At 69.8% G+C, this 17,121-nt stretch carries 17 protein-coding genes; 8 read left to right on the top strand and 9 right to left on the bottom strand.

Annotation, left to right across the window (positions count from 1 at the left end; all coding sequences use genetic code 11):
* Positions 1-12: 12 nt before the first annotated feature.
* Positions 13-690 (top strand): PIG-L deacetylase family protein, encoded by a 678-nt coding sequence (locus tag C6V83_RS06205; protein WP_105941659.1) that lies wholly within the window; start codon positions 13-15, stop codon positions 688-690.
* 76 nt (positions 691-766) lie between these two features.
* Here C6V83_RS06205 and C6V83_RS06200 read toward each other — a convergent pair whose 3' ends face one another.
* On the bottom strand, positions 767-1,651 hold the full coding sequence (locus tag C6V83_RS06200; protein ID WP_105943760.1) for a L,D-transpeptidase family protein: 885 nt from the start codon (positions 1,649-1,651) through the stop codon (positions 767-769).
* 129 nt (positions 1,652-1,780) lie between these two features.
* Here C6V83_RS06200 and C6V83_RS06195 point away from each other — a divergent pair, with 129 nt between their 5' ends.
* Positions 1,781-2,395 (top strand): class I SAM-dependent methyltransferase, encoded by a 615-nt coding sequence (locus tag C6V83_RS06195; protein WP_105941658.1) that lies wholly within the window; start codon positions 1,781-1,783, stop codon positions 2,393-2,395.
* A gap of 184 nt (positions 2,396-2,579) precedes the next feature.
* Here the strand turns inward: C6V83_RS06195 and C6V83_RS06190 are convergent, their stop codons facing one another.
* The 4 genes from C6V83_RS06190 to C6V83_RS06175 form a co-directional block, all read right to left on the bottom strand.
* The gene (locus C6V83_RS06190) at positions 2,580-3,887 is read right to left on the bottom strand and encodes a PhoH family protein (RefSeq protein WP_105941657.1); all 1,308 of its coding nucleotides are present in this window, start codon (positions 3,885-3,887) and stop codon (positions 2,580-2,582) included.
* A gap of 258 nt (positions 3,888-4,145) precedes the next feature.
* Entirely contained in the window at positions 4,146-5,018 is an 873-nt protein-coding gene (locus C6V83_RS06185) for an acyl-ACP desaturase (RefSeq protein ID WP_105941656.1), read from the bottom strand.
* Positions 5,019-5,038: 20 nt separating this feature from the next.
* Positions 5,039-6,331 (bottom strand): serine hydroxymethyltransferase, encoded by a 1,293-nt coding sequence (gene glyA, locus C6V83_RS06180; protein WP_105941655.1) that lies wholly within the window; start codon positions 6,329-6,331, stop codon positions 5,039-5,041.
* 4 nt (positions 6,332-6,335) lie between these two features.
* Positions 6,336-7,589 (bottom strand): DUF885 domain-containing protein, encoded by a 1,254-nt coding sequence (locus C6V83_RS06175; RefSeq protein WP_105943759.1) that lies wholly within the window; start codon positions 7,587-7,589, stop codon positions 6,336-6,338.
* Positions 7,590-7,635: 46 nt separating this feature from the next.
* Between C6V83_RS06175 and coaA the strand changes: the two genes are divergently transcribed.
* The 3 genes from coaA to C6V83_RS06160 all read left to right on the top strand — a co-directional run bounded on the left by coaA (position 7,636) and on the right by C6V83_RS06160 (position 9,410).
* Positions 7,636-8,577, top strand: a complete 942-nt coding sequence (coaA, locus tag C6V83_RS06170; RefSeq protein ID WP_105941654.1) for a type I pantothenate kinase — start codon at positions 7,636-7,638, stop codon at positions 8,575-8,577.
* A gap of 127 nt (positions 8,578-8,704) precedes the next feature.
* Entirely contained in the window at positions 8,705-8,914 is a 210-nt protein-coding gene (locus C6V83_RS06165; RefSeq protein ID WP_105941653.1) for a helix-turn-helix transcriptional regulator, read from the top strand.
* Positions 8,915-8,918: 4 nt separating this feature from the next.
* On the top strand, positions 8,919-9,410 hold the full coding sequence (locus C6V83_RS06160) for a hypothetical protein (protein WP_105941652.1): 492 nt from the start codon (positions 8,919-8,921) through the stop codon (positions 9,408-9,410).
* A gap of 22 nt (positions 9,411-9,432) precedes the next feature.
* Here the strand turns inward: C6V83_RS06160 and C6V83_RS06155 are convergent, their stop codons facing one another.
* The gene (locus tag C6V83_RS06155; RefSeq protein ID WP_105941651.1) at positions 9,433-9,939 is read right to left on the bottom strand and encodes an aminoacyl-tRNA deacylase; all 507 of its coding nucleotides are present in this window, start codon (positions 9,937-9,939) and stop codon (positions 9,433-9,435) included.
* A 12-nt stretch (positions 9,940-9,951) separates the two neighbouring features.
* Positions 9,952-10,734 (bottom strand): isoprenyl transferase, encoded by a 783-nt coding sequence (locus tag C6V83_RS06150; protein WP_105941650.1) that lies wholly within the window; start codon positions 10,732-10,734, stop codon positions 9,952-9,954.
* Positions 10,735-10,794: 60 nt separating this feature from the next.
* Between C6V83_RS06150 and trhA the strand changes: the two genes are divergently transcribed.
* The 3 genes from trhA to C6V83_RS06135 all read left to right on the top strand — a co-directional run bounded on the left by trhA (position 10,795) and on the right by C6V83_RS06135 (position 13,625).
* A complete protein-coding gene (trhA, locus tag C6V83_RS06145) occupies positions 10,795-11,466 on the top strand; it encodes a PAQR family membrane homeostasis protein TrhA (protein ID WP_105941649.1) in 672 nt (223 codons plus the stop codon).
* 15 nt (positions 11,467-11,481) lie between these two features.
* On the top strand, positions 11,482-12,045 hold the full coding sequence (locus C6V83_RS06140) for a hypothetical protein (RefSeq protein ID WP_105941648.1): 564 nt from the start codon (positions 11,482-11,484) through the stop codon (positions 12,043-12,045).
* A gap of 80 nt (positions 12,046-12,125) precedes the next feature.
* Positions 12,126-13,625, top strand: a complete 1,500-nt coding sequence (locus tag C6V83_RS06135; protein WP_105941647.1) for a PepSY-associated TM helix domain-containing protein — start codon at positions 12,126-12,128, stop codon at positions 13,623-13,625.
* On the opposite strand, the gene C6V83_RS06130 is transcribed toward C6V83_RS06135, so the two are convergent.
* Together C6V83_RS06130 and C6V83_RS18685 are read right to left on the bottom strand one after the other, a co-directional pair.
* Positions 13,622-14,698: a 3-deoxy-7-phosphoheptulonate synthase gene (locus tag C6V83_RS06130; protein WP_199832595.1), complete on the bottom strand. Its 1,077-nt coding sequence runs from the start codon at positions 14,696-14,698 to the stop codon at positions 13,622-13,624. The genes C6V83_RS06135 and C6V83_RS06130 overlap by 4 nt on opposite strands.
* Positions 14,699-14,909: 211 nt before the next feature.
* Positions 14,910-17,111, bottom strand: a complete 2,202-nt coding sequence (locus C6V83_RS18685; RefSeq protein WP_234353891.1) for a thioredoxin domain-containing protein — start codon at positions 17,109-17,111, stop codon at positions 14,910-14,912.
* Positions 17,112-17,121: the final 10 nt, after the last annotated feature.

Genomic DNA, 17,121 nt, shown 5'->3' with positions numbered 1-17,121 from the left:
ACCGTCGGGACCATGAGCGTCGCCGAGTTCCCGACCGACTGGTCCAGTGCCCTGATCCTCGTCGCACACCCCGACGACCCCGAGTACGGCATGGCCGCCGCGGTGGCGCGGTGGACCTCCGAGGGCAAGAACGTCTCGTACGCCCTGGCCACCTCGGGCGAGGCGGGCATAGAGGGAATGCCGCCGGAGAAGGCGGGTCCGCTGCGCGAGGAGGAGCAACGCGCCTCGGCAGCAGTCGTCGGCGTCGACCATGTCGAGTTCTGGGGCTTCCCGGACAGCGAGGTGTTCAACACGCCGGAGTTGCGCGCGAAGGTCGCCGAGACCGTCGAACGGCTCGCCCCGGACCTGGTCGTAGCGACCTACGGCGGGCCCGAGTGGGGACCCGGATTCCCGAACCAGCGCGATCACATGGAGTTCGCCGCCGCCGTCGTGGACGCCTACGACGCGCTGACCGACCCGCCGCGCGCGCTGTTCGTCAACGGCCCGGGATCCACGCACGCCGTCGACGTCGACGGCTTCGTCGACCAAGCGGTGACGTCACTCTGCCAGCACAAGGTCTACCTCGAGGTCCTCGACCCGGAGACGCCGGTCGTCGACCAGGCCCGGGCAGTAGTGTCGATGGGGACCGGCCCGATCGACGGCTTCCCCGCGGCACACGCCGCCGGATTCACCCAGGTCCGGTCGGCGTAGGCCGCCCCGAGATGCGCACCGGGGCCGCGCGCAGAACAGCTGCACACGGCCCCGGGCGGGGAAACGGCCGGCGACTCTACGAGCCGGTCACCGACTCCAGAAGCTGCGGGATCAACGGGGCGAACTGGTCGAGAATCCCGGTCAGTGCGTCGCCGGACAGCGGGTCACCCTGCGGCCCGGTCAACGACGGCGCGTCCCCGACGTCGGCCGGCGTCGACTTGTTCACGCCGATGCTGATCTTCGGGTTCTTGGCCGGGTCGAGCCACTTGAGGATCTCGACCATCTTCTCGCGCTCGATCGCGACGCAGCCGAGTGTCGGATTGCCGTCGGTCACATGCAAGAACATCGCCGAGGCCTTGCCCGGCGTGTTCGACGGGTTGTGCGCCATGTTGACGGCGTAGTCGTACATCGGGCCGGTGTTGTACAGGTTCTCGCTGTCACCGCCGGGGCTGTTCGGCTGACGGACCATTCGGTTGTACGTCGGCGACTGCATGTTGGAGTCCCACCAGTCCTGGGCGTCGACCTTCTTGTACGGCATCTTGGTGCCCGGATTGTCCTGGCGTCCGAAGGCCTGATCGAGCGGGAAGGTGCCCTGCGGGGTGCGCGGGACGTTGTCCTGCGGCTCCCCGACGCCCTTCTCGCCGACGATGGCCTTGGTCGGCCCGATGACGGGCTTCCACTGGCCGTTCGCGTCCTTCTCGAACGCGGTGAGCGTGCCGGTGGTCGACGACGCCTCCGGCACCGAGACGACGATCATCTGACCGGTGTCGGCGACCGGGTTGCCGGGGTTCGGGCCACCCGGGAGGGGCAGCGCGCGCAGAAGATTCTCCAGCATCGACTGCACGTCGGTGGTCGACGGCGCCGGGCTGGGCGCCGGAGTCGTGGGGTTGGCGGCGGCGGCACCGGCACCGGAGGCGAAGGCCACGACCACGGCCAACACCAGCAGTCCCAATTGCCACATGCGGCTCTTCAGTAACTTCAGCACCACTTCATGGTGCCAAGAGAATCACCGGCGTGCCACTCGGAGAGACCATCGTCACCGGACTGCAATCAACGCGGGCACGCTCACCGCGGGCACTACGCTGGGGGTATGGCGACGACTCCTCCCCGCTGGATCACCGACACCAAGCCCGGCCACAGCGAGTGGTACATCGACCGATTCCGGAAGATGGCCTCCGACGGCGACGACCTCGGCGGCGAGGCGCGGCTGATCGACGCCATGGTGCCGCGACACTCCCGAATCCTCGACGCCGGCTGCGGGCCGGGACGGCTCGGCGCCCATCTCTACGCGGCCGGACACGACGTGATCGGCGTGGACGTCGACCCCAAGCTGATCGCCGCGGCCGAAGCCGACCATCCGGGTCCCACCTGGCTGGTCGGCGATCTGGCCGAACTCGATCTTCCCGCCCGGGGTGTCGACGGGAAGTTCGACGCGATCGTCTGCGCGGGCAACGTCATGGTGTTCATCGCCCCCGATACCGAGGTGCAGGTGCTACGCCGGCTCGCCGCGCACCTCGCGGACGACGCACCCCTGGTGGTGGGCTTCCACACCAACCGTCACCTGAGCCTGGATGCCTTCGACGCCGCGGTCGCCGACGCCGGCCTCCGCCTGGATCTACGGCTCGGCACCTGGGACGTCCGCCCGTGGAGCCCAGAATCAGACTGGGCGGTCTCAATCCTGCGCCTCGCCGGACCGCCCGCGTAGAGAGGCGCGCCACCCGATTTCGACTCGCTTCGCTCGCTCAATCATCGAATTCGGACCGCCCCGACGAAGGAGTCGAAGTCGGACCGCCCCGATGATTGAGCGAGCGAAGCCGACCGACGATTGAGCGAGCGCAGCGAGTCGAAATCCCCCTCTCCTCGATGATTGAGCGACGAAGGAGTCGAAATCACCCCTGCCCGGGGGCGAACTCCTCCAGCATGTCGGTCACCAGCGCCGCGATCTGCGAGCGCTCGCTACGGGTCAGCGTCACGTGCGCGAACAACGGGTGCCCCTTGAGCTTCTCGATCACCGCGGCGACGCCGTCGTGCCGACCCACTCGGAGGTTGTCGCGCTGGGCGACGTCGTGCGTGAGGACCACGCGCGAACCCGAGCCCAGCCGCGAGAGCACGGTCAGCAGCACGTTGCGCTCCAGCGACTGCGCCTCGTCGACGATCACGAAGGAATCGTGCAGCGAGCGGCCGCGAATGTGGGTGAGCGGCAGCACCTCGAGCATGCCGCGGGAGAGCACCTCGTCGATCACCTCGGTCGAGACCAGCCCCTCGAGCGTGTCGAACACCGCCTGAGCCCACGGCCCCATCTTCTCGTCGGCGCCGCCGGGCAGGTAGCCGAGCTGCTGACCGCCGACCGCATACAGCGGTCGGAACACCACCACTTTGCGTTGTTCCCGGCGCTCGAGCACCGCCTCCAGGCCCGCGCACAGGGCCAGCGCGGACTTGCCGGTGCCCGCCTTGCCGCCGAGCGACACGATCCCCACGGACGGGTCGAGCAACAGGTCCAGAGCGACCCGCTGCTCCGCGGAGCGTCCCCGCACACCGAACGCCTCCCGGTCGCCGCGGACCAGCTGCACCTGTTTGGTCTCGGTGACCCGGCCCAGTGCACTGGCGCTGGCGTCCGTGCCGAGCAGCCGGACCCCGGTGTGACACGGCAGGTCGCGCGCCTCGTCGACGTCGACGATGCCCTCGGCGAACAGGTCGTCGATCACTCCGCCGGGCACGTCCAGCTCGTCCATGCCGGTCCAGCCGGATACGACGACGTCCTGCGCGTGGTACTCGTCGGCGGCCAGCCCGACGGCACCGGCCTTGACGCGCAACGGGGTGTCCTTGGAGACCAGGGTGACGTCTTTGCCCTCCGCTCGCAGATTCAGCGCGCACGCCAGGATCCGCGAATCGTTGGAATCGTTCCGGAAGCCGGCGGGCAGCACCGCCGGGTCGGTGTGGTTGAGCTCCACCTGCAGCGTCCCGCCGTCAGGGCCGATCGGCAGCGGGAGGTCCAGCCGCTCGTGCTCGATCCGGAGATCGTCGAGCAGGCGCAGGGCGGTTCTGGCGAACCAGCCCAGCTCACTGTGGTGGCGTTTGCCCTCGAGCTCGCTGATGACGACCAGCGGAAGAACCACGTGGTGCTCGGCGAAGCGGGTCACAGCCCACGGATCGGAGAGCAGAACGGAGGTGTCGAGGACGTAGGTGCGTGCGGTCACGGCTGACTCCCGGTTCTCGCGCGGCCCCGCGCGAGGTGAGTACTGTTGGCCGGCCGGATCGCCGTCCTGTTCGGTCTATCCGAACCGGACGAGGACCGGGGCCGGCCCTCTCGTGACTCCCACGTTGTCCACGAATCGAACCTCCCGGGACGAACCGCTTCCCCACGGCCCGTCGATGCTGACGCTACGCGCGACGGCGGCCCGGAGGTCAGACCTCCGGGCCGCGTGTCGGTGAACGTTGCGTTACGTGACGCCGACTCAGACCTCGCCCTTGGCGAGCTTCAGGATGCGCTGGCGCGCCGCCTCGGCCTCATCGCTGAGTTCCTGAACGCTCTCCAGCTTCAGCTCGTCGGCGAGCTTCGCGGCGATGGCCGCATCGGTCGAGACGTCCTCGAAGTCGGAGAAGTACTCGCGCTGCTCGTCGTAGTCGTCGACGTCCGAGCCGATGTGCTCGATCTCCCGCAGCGCCTTGTCCACGGCCAGGACGGTGGCCTCCTGGTCGGCGACCATGCCGGCCATCAGGAACGCCTGGAAGGTCGACGCCTGCACCGCGTCGTCGGTCTGGATCTTGTCGAGGATCTGGATCAGGACCGGGTCCTCGGCGTACTCCTTGAGCCGGCCGATGAACTGCACACACTGGTTCTCGTGCACGGCCAGCAAGGCCAGCGCGTCCATCGGCCCGACGGCGTCGGACTCCTCGGGGCTCTGCTTCCAGCCCTTGACGACGTGGATCCGGCGGCGGTTCTCCGCCTCGACCGGGTCCTGGCAGCGGGTCACCACCAAGTAGTCGCGCAGGACGATCGCGTGGCGGTTGTCCTCCGCGGTCCAGACGCCGATCAGCTGCCGCCAATCGGAGAAGGCCGGAAAGTGCAGGGCCAGGATGCGGTGCTGGGACGGGAGGTTGTCCTTGGTCAGCAGCAGAGCGAGAAGAGCGGCGTTGGCCGTCTCGTTGAGGCCGGCCTCGCTCGGATCCCAGTCCTCACCGCCGAGGAACCGGAAGTTGCGCCCCTTGCTCCAGGGCACCCACGCGTGCGGCATCCAGTCTTCGGCCGCCTCGGCGTGCTCCTCCGCGAGAGTGGAGAGCGACTTCTCGAGTGCGGTGATCAGTTCGTCTTCGTCCAAAACAGCCACGGGTGACAGCCTAGTCGATGTCAGCGCCCGCTCATCATTCCCCAGGACTCAAGTCCCTCATAGAGCGGGACGTCCAGCGCCAGCCGGGACACCCGGCCGCGCAGTGCGGCGACGTCCGCATCCTTGCCGCCGACAAGGGCGGTGGCGATCACGTCGGCCACCTCGGTGAACTGTTCGTCGCCGAATCCGCGGGTCGCCAGGGCCGGGGTGCCGATGCGCAGGCCCGAGGTGACCATCGGGGGCCGCGGATCGAACGGCACGGCGTTGCGGTTGACGGTGATGCCCACCTCGTGCAGCAGGTCCTCGGCCTGCTGACCGTCGAGCTCGGAGTCGCGCAGGTCCACCAGGACCAGGTGGACGTCGGTGCCGCCGGTGAGCACGGTGATCCCGGCGCCGGCGACGTCGTCGCGCGTCAGCCGCTCGGCCAGGATCTGCGCGCCGGCCACGGTACGGCGCTGCCGCTCGGCGAACTCTTCGCTCGCGGCGATCTTCAGTGCGGCGGCCTTGGCGGCGATGACGTGCATCAACGGACCGCCCTGCTGACCGGGGAACACCGCGGAGTTCAGCTTCTTGGCGTACTCCTGCTTAGCCAGGATCAGACCCGAGCGCGGCCCGCCGAGCGTCTTGTGCACGGTGGTCGAGACCACGTCGGCGAAGGGCACCGGATTCGGGTGCAGACCCGCGGCCACGAGCCCGGCGAAGTGAGCCATGTCGACCCACAGCTTGGCGCCCACCTCGTCGGCGATCTCCCGGAACGCCGCGAAGTCCAGCGTGCGCGGATAGGCCGACCAACCGGCGACGATCACCTTGGGCTTGGTGTCCTGCGCGATCTTGCGGACCTCGTCCATGTCGATCCGGAAGTCTTCTTTGGAGACGCCGTAGAACTGGTTGTCGTACAGCTTGCCCGAGAAATTCAGGCGCATGCCGTGTGTCAGGTGGCCGCCGTGCGCCAGGTCGAGCCCGAGCAGAGTCTCCCCCGGCTCCATCAACGCCATCAGGACGGCCGCGTTCGCCTGCGCGCCCGCATGCGGCTGCACGTTGGCGAACTCGGCGCCGAACAGTTCCTTCGCACGGTCCCGCGCGATGTCCTCGACGACGTCGACGTACTCGCAGCCGCCGTAGTAGCGCCGGCCGGGGTAGCCCTCGGCGTACTTGTTGGTCAGGACGCTGCCCTGGGCCTGGAGCACCGCGCGCGGCACGAAGTTCTCCGAGGCGATCATCTCGAGCGTGTCGCGCTGTCGCGCCAGCTCACCGTTCATCGCTGCAGCGAGGTCGGGGTCCAATTCGGCCAGAGACTGCGAAAACAGGGTCATGGCGTCATACTAGGCCGTCGCGGTCCGGGCCCGTCGCACGGCCCGCCCGCAGCCGGGCCGGGGTCAGCGGCTCGTCGAGCAGCCGCGCGAAGCGACCCAGTCGCGTCCCGGCCACCTCGTCGCCGGCGCCGTCGAGCCAGCGGTCGAGCAGTTCGTAGCCCTCGACGTAGGTGGAGATGTACGCCCGCCACAAGGGCGAGGTGAGGAAGCGCAGCATCTGACGGGCGCGTTCGGGCGGCGCGAGCAGCCATCGCTGGAGGAAGGCCGCCACGTCGTCGGGGTCGCGGTGCTCGTCGTGCAGCGCGAGCGCGGCGTCCTGCCGCACGTGGAGCAGTCCGGCCGTTCCCTCCGCCACGGCGCGGGACTTTTCGGCGTCGAACCGCAGTCCGAAGTCGGCGTAGATCTCGGCGGCCCACGACTGCCAGTCCCGCCCCGTCGCCGCCGCCAGTGCGTGGTCGGCCAGGCCCTCGGCCATCAGGCACTGCGGCGTGTTGACCAGGAAGATGGTCTGCTCGGTCTGACCGCCGCCGACCAGGAGCTGCTCCTTGCGGCAGTGCTCGGTGTGGTGACCCGGGTATGCCTCGTGAGCGACCAGCGCAGGCAGCGCGGAGAGGTACTGGGGCAGGTCGGTGTTGATCGCCACCCGGGAGCGGTAGTCACCCAGGTAGTAGTTGAAACCCGACCACGGCTTGTCGGAGACGATCTCGAACTCGATCGTCTCGGCCTCCGGCAACCCGAACCGGTCGCGGACCACTTCGCGGAGCGCTCCGCTGAACTCGTCGACCAGAGGCCGGACCAGCCGCGCCGGTATCTCCTCGGCACGACGATGCGCCGCGTACGCGTCCCGCAGCCGCTCGCCGGTCGCACCCGGAACTCCCAGCGCCGCAGCGATCTCGGCGTGCGCCTGCGCGTAGCGGTCCTCGTCGGCCTTGGCGATGTCGACGTCGAAATACGCCGCGACCTCGTCGACGAAGCCGATCGGCTCGCCCGCGAACTTGCGGGCCGAACACTCCAGCGCCCGCAGGTGCGCACCCACGAACTCGGCGCGCTCGGCCGGCAGTCCGCCCGGCAGGCGCGCTGCGAGGTCGCGCGACCGTCGCGCCAGTTCCCCCGGATCCGGGGACGGCGCGTTCTCGGCTTCGCTGCGCAGCGCCGGGTCCCCGGTGTAGGCGTCGACGAACCCGGGCTCGATCCGGTCGAAGAGCAGGCCCAGGCGCAGATACTCCTCGACCAGCCCGGCAGCGGTGTCAGAACTCACGCGGCCCACGCTACCGCCCGTCGGCCGGGCCTGTAGTGTGCCGGACATGGCGCGCCTATCCAGCGATCGCGACCCCGGTCTGTACCTCGAATTGGGCCGGCGACAGTGGCGCGAACTCCGGCAGTCGATGCCGATGGTGCTCAACGAGGACGAGCTCGAGCAGCTCGTCGGACTCGGTGAACAGATCGACCTGAACGAGGTCGCCGAGGTCTACCTGCCGCTGTCCCGACTCATCCACCTGCAGGTGGAGGCGCGCCAGCGCTTGTTCGCCGCGACGTCGACGTTCCTCGGCGAGCGGCAGCGCAACCGGCAAGTTCCCTTCGTGATCGGTATCGCCGGCAGCGTGGCTGTAGGCAAGTCGACCACCGCGCGCGTGCTGGCGAAACTGTTGTCCCGCTGGGAGACCCACCCCAAAGTCGATCTGGTCACCACCGACGGCTTCCTCTATCCGACGGCCGAACTGCAGCGCCGCGGGATCATGCACCGCAAGGGTTTCCCCGAGTCGTACGACCGCCGGGGGCTGCTCCGCTTCGTCACCGAGGTCAAGTCCGGCGCCGAATCGGTCAAGGCCCCGGTGTATTCGCACGTCTCCTACGACATCGTGCCGGGCGAGTTCCACGTCGTGAACCAGCCGGACATCCTGATCATCGAAGGCCTGAACGTCCTGCAGACCGGCCCGGCGCTGACGGTGTCGGACCTGTTCGACTTCTCGATCTACGTCGACGCGAATCTGTACGACATCGAGGAGTGGTACATCTCGCGGTTCCTGCAGATGCGGACCACGTCGTTCGCCGATCCGCAGTCGCACTTCCACTACTACTCCTCGCTCACCGACGAGCAGGCGACCATCGCCGCGCGAGACATCTGGACATCGATCAACCGCCCGAACCTGATCGAGAACATTCTGCCGACGCGGCCGCGTGCGACGCTGGTGCTACGCAAGGACCGCGACCATTCGATCAACCGGGTCCGCCTCCGCAAGCTCTGAGCGGAGCCCCTCGCCGGTCGAGCGGAGCCCCTTGCCGGTCGAGCGAAGCCCCTCGCCGGTCGAGCGAAGTCGAGACCCGAGTCAAGAACCCTTGACACGGCGGTGTCAAGGACGCTTTACTTCTGGGGTGCCCGAAACGACGTCCGAGGTCCGCGCCGCCCGCACCCGCGCGGGACTGCGGCAGGCCGACCTGGCCGCGGCCGTGGGAGTGAGTCGGCAGACGATCGTCTCGCTGGAGCGCGGCGACTACTCGCCGTCGGTCTATCTCGCCATCCGCATCGCCCGGGCACTGGACAGCACCGTCGAGGAACTGTTTCCGCTCCCAGAGGAGGACTGAGAAGATGACCGCCCGAACCCTGCCGAACCTGCTCCTCGCCGAATCCGCCGAGTCGTGGGGCGACGAGCGCGAGCGCTCGGTGATGCTCACCGGCTACGCCTACGTGTTCATCCTCACCCAGTTCCTGCTGTGGACCGTCGGAGCGATCGTCGCCTGGTTCATTCCCGGCTGGGTCACCGCCGTCTTGTTCCTCGCCTTTCTGCTGCCTTCACTGGAGTGGCAGCGCTTCAACAGTGCCCGAGACGTGGACGCCTACTCGCTGGCCTACACCGGCCGCTCCCTTTGGCGAACCTCGGTGACCGGACTCTACTTCGGCGCCTGTGCGATCTCGATGGCCGTGGCGGTCACCGCGCAGTGGGCGCCCGACGACAGCGGGTCCCTGCGCGGCGGCATCGTCGGCGGGATCATCGGCGGCGTCGGGGCCATCGTCTTCGGCTGGTGGTACGCCAAGAGGAAGGCCGCCCGGGCCGAGGCCGCGCTGCCCGACGAGGACTGACGAACGACGAGGCCGGAGCCGGTCAGCCGGCGACGATCCCGGTCACGGCGGCCCCGGTGACGGCGACCAGATCCGCCGGAGCGAGCTCGATCTCCAGCCCGCGCTTCCCGGCACTGGCCAGCACGCGGTCCCATTCCAGCGCCGAGGAGTCGACGACGGTGGGCAGCGCCGTCTTGGCGCCGACCGGCGAGACACCGCCGAGCACGTAACCGGTTGCGCGGGTGACGGCGGCGGGCTGAGCCATCACCGCCTTCGGAACGCCGAACGCCTTCGCGACGGCCTTGAGCGAAAGTTGTTGCGGCACGGGAAGTACCGCGACGCCCAGGCGACCCGCACGATCCCGCGAGCCTGCCGAGAGGTCCACCACGAGCGTTTTGAAGATCTGCGCCGGGGCGACGCCCAACCGCTCGACCATCACGGCGACCGCTTCGGCGCCGAAGTCCGAGTTCTTCCGGTCGTGCTTGTACTGGTGCACCACGTGCTCGACGCCCGCGGCTTCGAGCGCCGCGATCGCGGGAGTGGGAGCCATCGTCGTCCTGCCCTACTTGCCGTACCGGCGTCCGCGCGCGGCGAAGTCACGCAAGGCGCGCAAGAAGTCCACACGCCGGAACTCCGGCCAGTAGGCGTCGGTGAACCACATCTCCGAGTAGGCGCTCTGCCACAGCAGGAAGCCCGACAGCCGCTGCTCCCCCGACGTGCGGATCACCAGGTCCGGATCCGGCTGGCCGCTGGTGTACAGGTTCGCGTCGATCCCCGCGACGGTCACCGCGTCGATCAGTTCTTCGGCGGATGCGCCCTCGGCGAGCTTGTCGCGCAGCAGCTTCTGCACGGCGTCGACGATCTCCTGCCTGCCGCCGTAGCCGACGGCGACGTTGACGTTCATGCCGCCGCGCCCTTCGGTCCGCTCCGAGGCCAGGCGGAGCCGCCCGGCGACGCCGTCGGGGAGCACATCGAGATTGCCGACGATCCGCACCCGCCAGTCGCCAGGGGCGTCGGCGATCTCGTCGACGATATCGGGGACGATCTCCATCAGCGCGTCGAGTTCGTCGGAGGCCCGTGCCAGGTTCTCGGTCGAGAGCAGGTACACGGTGACGGTCCCGATCCCGAGCTCCGAGCACCAGCCGACCATGTCGGCGATGCGCTTGGCACCCACTCGATGACCGTGCGCGACGTCCTCGAAGCCGGCCTCCCGTGCCCAGCGCCGGTTCCCGTCGCAGATGATCGCGACGTGCCGCGGGACGCGCTCGGTGTCCATCAGCTGGATCAGCCGAGTCTCGTACACGCGGTACAGGCCACCTCGTACGCGCTCTGGGATGATTTTCACACGGCAGATATTACGCCTGCGATAAGTTACCGACGCGAAACTTACGGTACCGTAGGTTTCATGACCGACACCCTCGCGCGCGACGCCGTCGACGGCAGGCCCCGGCTGCGCGGCGTCATCCACAAGTACTCGGCGTTCATCGCCGCGGCGGTGGGGATCATCCTGATCGTCGGCACCGCCAGGCACCGCAGCGGAGTCGACGTCGCCTCGGTGTGCGTCTACGTCCTCGGCATCACCGGTCTGTTCACCACCAGCACCGTCTACCACCGCGTGAACTGGACCAACCCGCGACATCGCATCGCGATGAAACGCGCCGATCACTCGATGATCTTCGTCTTCATCGCCGCCTCCTACACACCGTTCTGCATGATGGGCCTGGACTCCCCCGAACGCTGGTGGGTGCTCGGCATCGTGTGGGTGGGCGCGATCGGCGGGGTGGCTCTGAAGCTGATCTGGCCCGGCTCGCCGCGCTGGCTCGGCGTGATCCTGTACATCGTGCTCGGCTGGGTGATCGTCTGGGTGGCGCCGGCCCTGCTGCAGAACACCGGGGTCGCGGTCTTCGTGCTGCTCGCCGCCGGCGGCGTCCTGTACAGCGTCGGCGGGGTCTTCTTCGCCCTGCGCTGGCCCGAACCGTGGCCGGCCACGTTCGGTCACCACGAGGTGTTCCACACCTGCACCGCGGTGGCCGCGCTGCTGCACTACATCGCCGTCTGGTTGGTCGTACTCGGCTGACGCTACAGTCAGCGCGTGCCTGAGACTGTGCCCGCGACCGCGCTCCCGCGGCTGCGTTCGGCGACGGTCGGGGTCACCACCGCGGGCACCGGAATCCTGGCGCACGCCCAGGGCCACGGCGCCGTTCCCGACAGCGGTGCGCTGCTGATGATCTGTCTCGCCGGGCTCGGGCTCGGCGTCGCCACCGGATCCGGAGCCGCCCGCGACCGGCGCGGCACGACGATCCCCCGCGTCGACCCCTCCTCGGCCTGGCGCCTGCTCCCGGTGCTCGCCGGCGGCCAGATCGCCGTGCACCTGCTGATGATCGCGCTGTCCGGGCATCACCACGAGTTGCTGACCGCGCCGATGGCGCTCACGCACACCCTCGGCACCCTGGCCGCGCTCGTCCTGGTGGTCGCGGCCGAGTCCCTCGTGCGCAGCGTCTCGGGTCTGGCCCTGCGCGTCGTCTCACTCCTGCTGAGCGGCCCGGTTCCCGAGCCGGCCGCTGCTCCGGCGCCGCGGACCGTCGTACGCGTGCCGGAGTCGCTGTTGCGCCTCGCGGCAGTCGGCACCCGCGGACCGCCCGCAGTCCTCGTCTGAAGCTTCTCCTCCGCACCGACCTGTGCGCGCATCTGCGCTGCCGGGCCGGGCATTCCTTCGTGACGAAAGGCGATACCGCCATGTCTGTGACCATCCCCGACCATCCCCCGACACCGGAGACACCCGCCGCCGAGCCCTCCTCCCGCCGCCCGAAAGCCCCGGGAGCAGGAGTCCGGCTTCTCCGTCGTCTGCACTTCTACGCCGGGGTGCTGGTAGCCCCGTTCCTACTCGTCGCCGCCGTGAGCGGCGCGCTCTACGCCCTCGCCCCGGCCACCGAGCAACTGATCTACCGCGCCCAGCTGCATACCGACTCGACTGGGCCGAGCCAGTCGATCGCCGCACAGATCGCCGCCGCCCGTGCCGAACAGCCGGACCTGACTGTGACCGCGGTCCGTCCGGCACCCGGCGCCGGTGACACCACCCGGGTCCTGTTCGACGATCCCTCGCTCCCGGCGTCCACCAGCCTGGCCGTGTTCGTGGACCCGGTCACGCTGCAGGTTCAGGGCTCGCTACCGAGCTACGGGAGCAGCGGCGCACTGCCGGTCCGCACCTGGCTGAGCGACCTGCACCGCAACCTGCACCTCGGTGAGCCGGGCCGGTGGTACAGCGAGCTGGCCGCCTCCTGGCTGTGGGTCATCGCGCTGGCCGGTGTGGCGCTGTGGATCGCCGAATACCGGAAGAAGCGGCGCAGCCGCGGCCAGGGAAACCTGATGACCGTCGACCGCAAGGCCACGCGGCGTGCACGCACCCTGAACTGGCACGCCGTCACCGGCATGTGGATCGTGGTCGGTCTGCTGTTCCTGTCGGCGACCGGCCTGACCTGGTCGCGCTTCGCCGGCGAGAACGTCTCCGAACTGCGTTCGGCCCTGAACTGGACGCAGCCGACCGTGGACACCGCACTGACCCCGTCGACCGGCGATGACGACGACGGCGGCACGCACGGCGGGCACGACCACGGCGGGCACGACCACGGCGGCGCGGCGCCGACCGGATCCGCCGGGATCGCGGCCGACAACCCCGGCTACGCCGACACCGCGCTCGCCCTGGCGCGCTCGGCCGGGGTCGGGCGCGCCGACGCCGTGCAGATCGCCATCCCCTCCGACACCGACACGGCCTTCACGGTGACCGAAGTCCGGGCGCCGTGGCAGTTCTCGCCGAACACCGCAGTGGTCGATCCCGCCGCCGACCGGGTGGTCGCGGTGAACTGGTTCGCCGACTGGCCGGTGGCCGCTCAGCTCGCCAGCCTGGGCATCGCGCTGCACATGGGCCTGCTGTTCGGGCTGCTCAATCAGCTCGTCCTGTTCGCGGTGGCGGTGGCCCTCATCGCCGTGATCGTCCTCGGCTACCGTATGTGGTGGCAGCGTCGACCCCGGTCATCGCATCGGCCGGGTCGGGCGCCCGCGCGGGGTGCACTTACCGACCTGCCCTGGCCGGTGATCGGGTCCGTCGCCGTGGTCGCCGTCGCCGTGGGCTGGTTCGTCCCGCTGCTGGGCTGGCCGCTGCTGGCGTTCTTGGTGATCGACGTCGCGATCGGGCTGTGGCGACGCGTCCGTGCGACCACGGACGCCGACGCCACTTAGCGGCCGGCGCGGGCGAGGGAGGCCAGCACCTGGGCGCTGGCCTCCCAGCCCATGCACTTGTCGGTCACCGACTGGCCGTAGACCAGGTTCTGCGCACCGACCGACTGCGCTCCCGGCACCAGGAAGCTCTCCAGCATCACGCCGCTGATCGCCGGCTCGGCGCCGTCCCGGCGGTCGGCGGCGATCCGCTCGGCGACCTCCAGGGCGACCAGGGCCTGACGCTCGTGGTCCTTGCCCGAGTTCGCGTGCGAGCAGTCGAGCATCACCTTGGGCGCCAATCCCTTGCCGCGCAGCCGCTCGACGGCCGCGGCGACCGAGTCGGCGTCGTAGTTCGGTCCGCCGGTACCGCCGCGCAGGATCACATGACAGTCTTCGTTGCCCGCGGTCTGGACCACCGCGCCGCGGCCGAAGTCGTCGATGCCGAAGAAGGCGTGCCGCCCCGCGGCGGCCTGAACGCCGTCGATCGCCACCTGCACGTTGCCGTCGGTGCCGTTCTTGAAGCCGATCGGCATGGACAGGCCCGACGCCAGCTGGCGGTGCACCTGAGACTCCGTCGTGCGTGCGCCGATGGCGCCCCAGGCGACGGCGTCGGCGATGTACTGCGGGCTGGTCGGTTCCAGGAACTCGCAGCCCACCGGCAGGCCGATGTCGATCACGTCGAGCAGCAGTCTACGGGCGATCCGCAACCCCTTCTCCACCTGGAACGAGTCGTCCATGTCGGGATCGTTGATCAGGCCCTTCCAGCCGACCGTGGTGCGCGGCTTCTCGAAGTACACGCGCATGACGATCTTCAGCGTGTCGGCGTACTCGGCGGCCAGCGGGGCCAGGCGGCGAGCGTAGTCGAGGGCCGCGACGGGGTCGTGCACCGAGCACGGTCCCACGACGACGATCAGGCGATCATCGCGACCGGACAGGATCGCCGCGATCTCCTCGCGGTCGCGGGCCACCGCGGCCGCCCGGCGAGCGGTCAGCGGCATCTCGCTGCGCAGCGCCTCAGGCGAAGGGATGGCGGTGAATTCGGTGACGCGAGTGTCGTTGGTGGTAGTCGGACTGACCTCGGACGCGAGTGTCATGGGAGGGCCTTTCGGGATTTCGCGGGGTTTCGGCGGACTAGGACCGGCGGCGTTCCCGAGTGACGGCGGCGCGTGGCCCCGGAAACGACGAAAGCAGCGACCAGACGGTCACTGCTTCGGCTCCGGGTACGTGCGGCGTGCGCGCTTCAGCGCTTCATCGCAGGCTCACCCGGAGCCTGGATAAAGCGCCAATACGCGCGCACGGTGGTGTTCACGCCGTCGAGCCTAGCACGAGCTCAGCAGCGCTGCCGACCGGGAGGTCGCAGGTGCGGCCCCGGCACAGGTACGCGGCGTCGGCGCCGTCGACCGGCCCGCGGCCCTCCAACAGCGGCAGGCTGTCCCGGGCGCCGGCCACCACGACGGCCCCGCCGGGGGCGCATCGTCGGACGTCGGCGGCCAGAGTGCCGTCGCTGTCGGCGGTCTCGGCGACCGCGATCTGCACCGGTCCGGCCAGGCGCGCGAGCGCGACGGCGAGCCAGTGCCCAGCCGAGCGCGGCATCTTCTCCAGGATCAGTCCGGCACGGGTCAGCGTCTGGTCGCAGAGCTCGGCGTACCGTGCGCCGTCGGGCTCCGGTGCGAGCAGCGACGCCGTCAGGAGGGCTTCGGCCATCAACGACGCTCCCGCAGGCGTGGCGCCGTCGACCGGGTCGCGGGGCCGGGTGATCAGCGATCCGGTGGTCGCGTCGTACCAGGCGCCCGGGGCGCCGGCATCGGCGAACAGCTCGACGGTCTGGTCCAGGAGGGTCAGCGCGCGGTCCCGCCACGACGTCTCGCCGGTCACCTGGTGCAGGGTGAGCAGGGCCGTGACGAAGGCTGCGTGATCGTCCAGGGCGCCCACCGGCTCGCCGACGACGCCGCCGAGTGACGCGCGCCGCAGTACCGTCCCGCTGGCCGCATCGTCGACGAGGTGCCGCTCCCAGAGCGACTCGGCAGTTTCCGCGGCGCGCTCAACCCATTCCGGATGCCCCAGTGTCGCACCGGCTTCGGCGAGCGCGGTGACGGTCAGCGCGTTCCACACCACCACGACCTTGTCGTCCCGCGCGGGCTGTGGCCGCGTGGCTCGCGCGGCGAGCAGGCGGGCGCGCACCGACTCGTAGCGGGCGGTGTCGTCGGGGTCGCGCAGCAGTTGCAGGGTGGACTGGCCGTTCTCGAACGTCCCGGCTTCGGTCACCCCGAAAAGCGGTGCGGCCCAGTCGCCGTCGTCGTCGCCGAGGACCTGCCGCAACTGTGCGGGTGTCCACACATAGGTGAGGCCCTCGACGCCGTCGGTGTCCGCATCGAGCGAGGAGGCGTACCCCTGCCCGGTCCAGAGCGCCTCGTCGAGAAAGCCGACGGTCTCCTCGACGACGCGCAGCGCAAGACCGGCCCCGCCCCTTGAGCTTGTCTGCTCGCCCCTTGAGCTTGTCTGCTCGCCCCTTGAGCTTGTCTGCTCGCCCCTTGAGCTTGTCTGCTCGCCCCTTGAGCTTGTCTGCTCGCCCCTTGAGCTTGTCGAAAGGCGCGCGAGGTGCGCGTACACCCGCAGGAGCAGCGCGTTGTCGTAGAGCATCTTCTCGAAGTGCGGCACCACCCAGTTCGCGTCGACGGCGTAGCGGGCGAAGCCACCGGCGAGCTGATCGTAGATGCCGCCGCGGGCCATCGCCGCACACGCGCGCTCGACCACCGCGCGCGCACCCGTATCCGCCGGTTGAGCCGTATCCGCCGGTTGAGCCGTATCCGCTGGTTGAGCCGTATCCGCTGGTTGAGCCCCGTCGAAACCCTCCGCGACCCGCAACAGCGCCTCCAGCATCGACGACGGCGGGAACTTGGGTGCGCCGCCGAAGCCGCCGGCGCGCGGGTCCTCGTCGTCGAGCACCGACGCGACGGCGGCGGCGACGAGGCGTCCGTCGATCGCTGGCCCGGGCGGCACCGGTCCGGCGTTGGCCCGGAGGTGCTCGGTGACGCTCCGCGACGCCGCCGTCACCTCGTCGCGCCGCCGGCTCCACGCGTCGGAGACAGCCGCGAGAACCTGGCCGAAGCCGGGCTGCCCCGACCGCGGCACCGGCGGGTAGTAGGTGCCGCAGTAGAACGGTTCGCCGGCCGGGGTGAGGAAGCAGGTCATCGGCCAGCCGCCCTGCCCGGTCATCGCGACGGTGGCGGCCATGTAGATCGCGTCGATGTCGGGGCGCTCTTCGCGGTCGACCTTGATGCAGACGAAGCCGTCGTTCATCTGCCCGGCGAGGGCGGGATCCTCGAAGGACTCGTGCGCCATCACGTGGCACCAGTGGCAGGCCGCGTAGCCGACCGACAGCAGCACGGGGACGTCGCGTTCGCGTGCCTCGGCGAAGGCCTCGTCCGACCACTCGCGCCAGTGGACGGGATTCTCCGCATGCTGGCGGAGATACGGGCTGGTGGCCGTTGCCAGTCGGTTGATCATCTTATTTCAC

The sequence above is a fragment of the Gordonia iterans genome, assembly GCF_002993285.1.
Taxonomy (GTDB): Bacteria; Actinomycetota; Actinomycetes; order Mycobacteriales; family Mycobacteriaceae; genus Gordonia; species Gordonia iterans.
The sequence above is the reverse complement of the archived record's forward strand: the minus strand, read 5'-3'. Positions and strand labels throughout refer to the sequence as shown.

Bases quoted from the DNA above. Each gene is read 5' to 3' on its own strand.
- C6V83_RS06130 (WP_199832595.1), bottom strand. From the start codon at position 14,698: ATGACACTCGCGTCCGAGGTCAGTCCGACTACCACCAACGACACTCGC.
- C6V83_RS06195 (WP_105941658.1), top strand. From the start codon at position 1,781: ATGGCGACGACTCCTCCCCGCTGGATCACCGACACCAAGCCCGGCCAC.
- glyA (WP_105941655.1), bottom strand. From the start codon at position 6,331: ATGACCCTGTTTTCGCAGTCTCTGGCCGAATTGGACCCCGACCTCGCT.
- coaA (WP_105941654.1), top strand. From the start codon at position 7,636: ATGGCGCGCCTATCCAGCGATCGCGACCCCGGTCTGTACCTCGAATTG.
- trhA (WP_105941649.1), top strand. From the start codon at position 10,795: ATGACCGACACCCTCGCGCGCGACGCCGTCGACGGCAGGCCCCGGCTG.
- C6V83_RS06160 (WP_105941652.1), top strand. From the start codon at position 8,919: ATGACCGCCCGAACCCTGCCGAACCTGCTCCTCGCCGAATCCGCCGAG.
- C6V83_RS06205 (WP_105941659.1), top strand. From the start codon at position 13: ATGAGCGTCGCCGAGTTCCCGACCGACTGGTCCAGTGCCCTGATCCTC.
- C6V83_RS06135 (WP_105941647.1), top strand. From the start codon at position 12,126: ATGTCTGTGACCATCCCCGACCATCCCCCGACACCGGAGACACCCGCC.
- C6V83_RS06200 (WP_105943760.1), bottom strand. From the start codon at position 1,651: ATGTGGCAATTGGGACTGCTGGTGTTGGCCGTGGTCGTGGCCTTCGCC.
- C6V83_RS06155 (WP_105941651.1), bottom strand. From the start codon at position 9,939: ATGGCTCCCACTCCCGCGATCGCGGCGCTCGAAGCCGCGGGCGTCGAG.
- C6V83_RS18685 (WP_234353891.1), bottom strand. From the start codon at position 17,111: ATGATCAACCGACTGGCAACGGCCACCAGCCCGTATCTCCGCCAGCAT.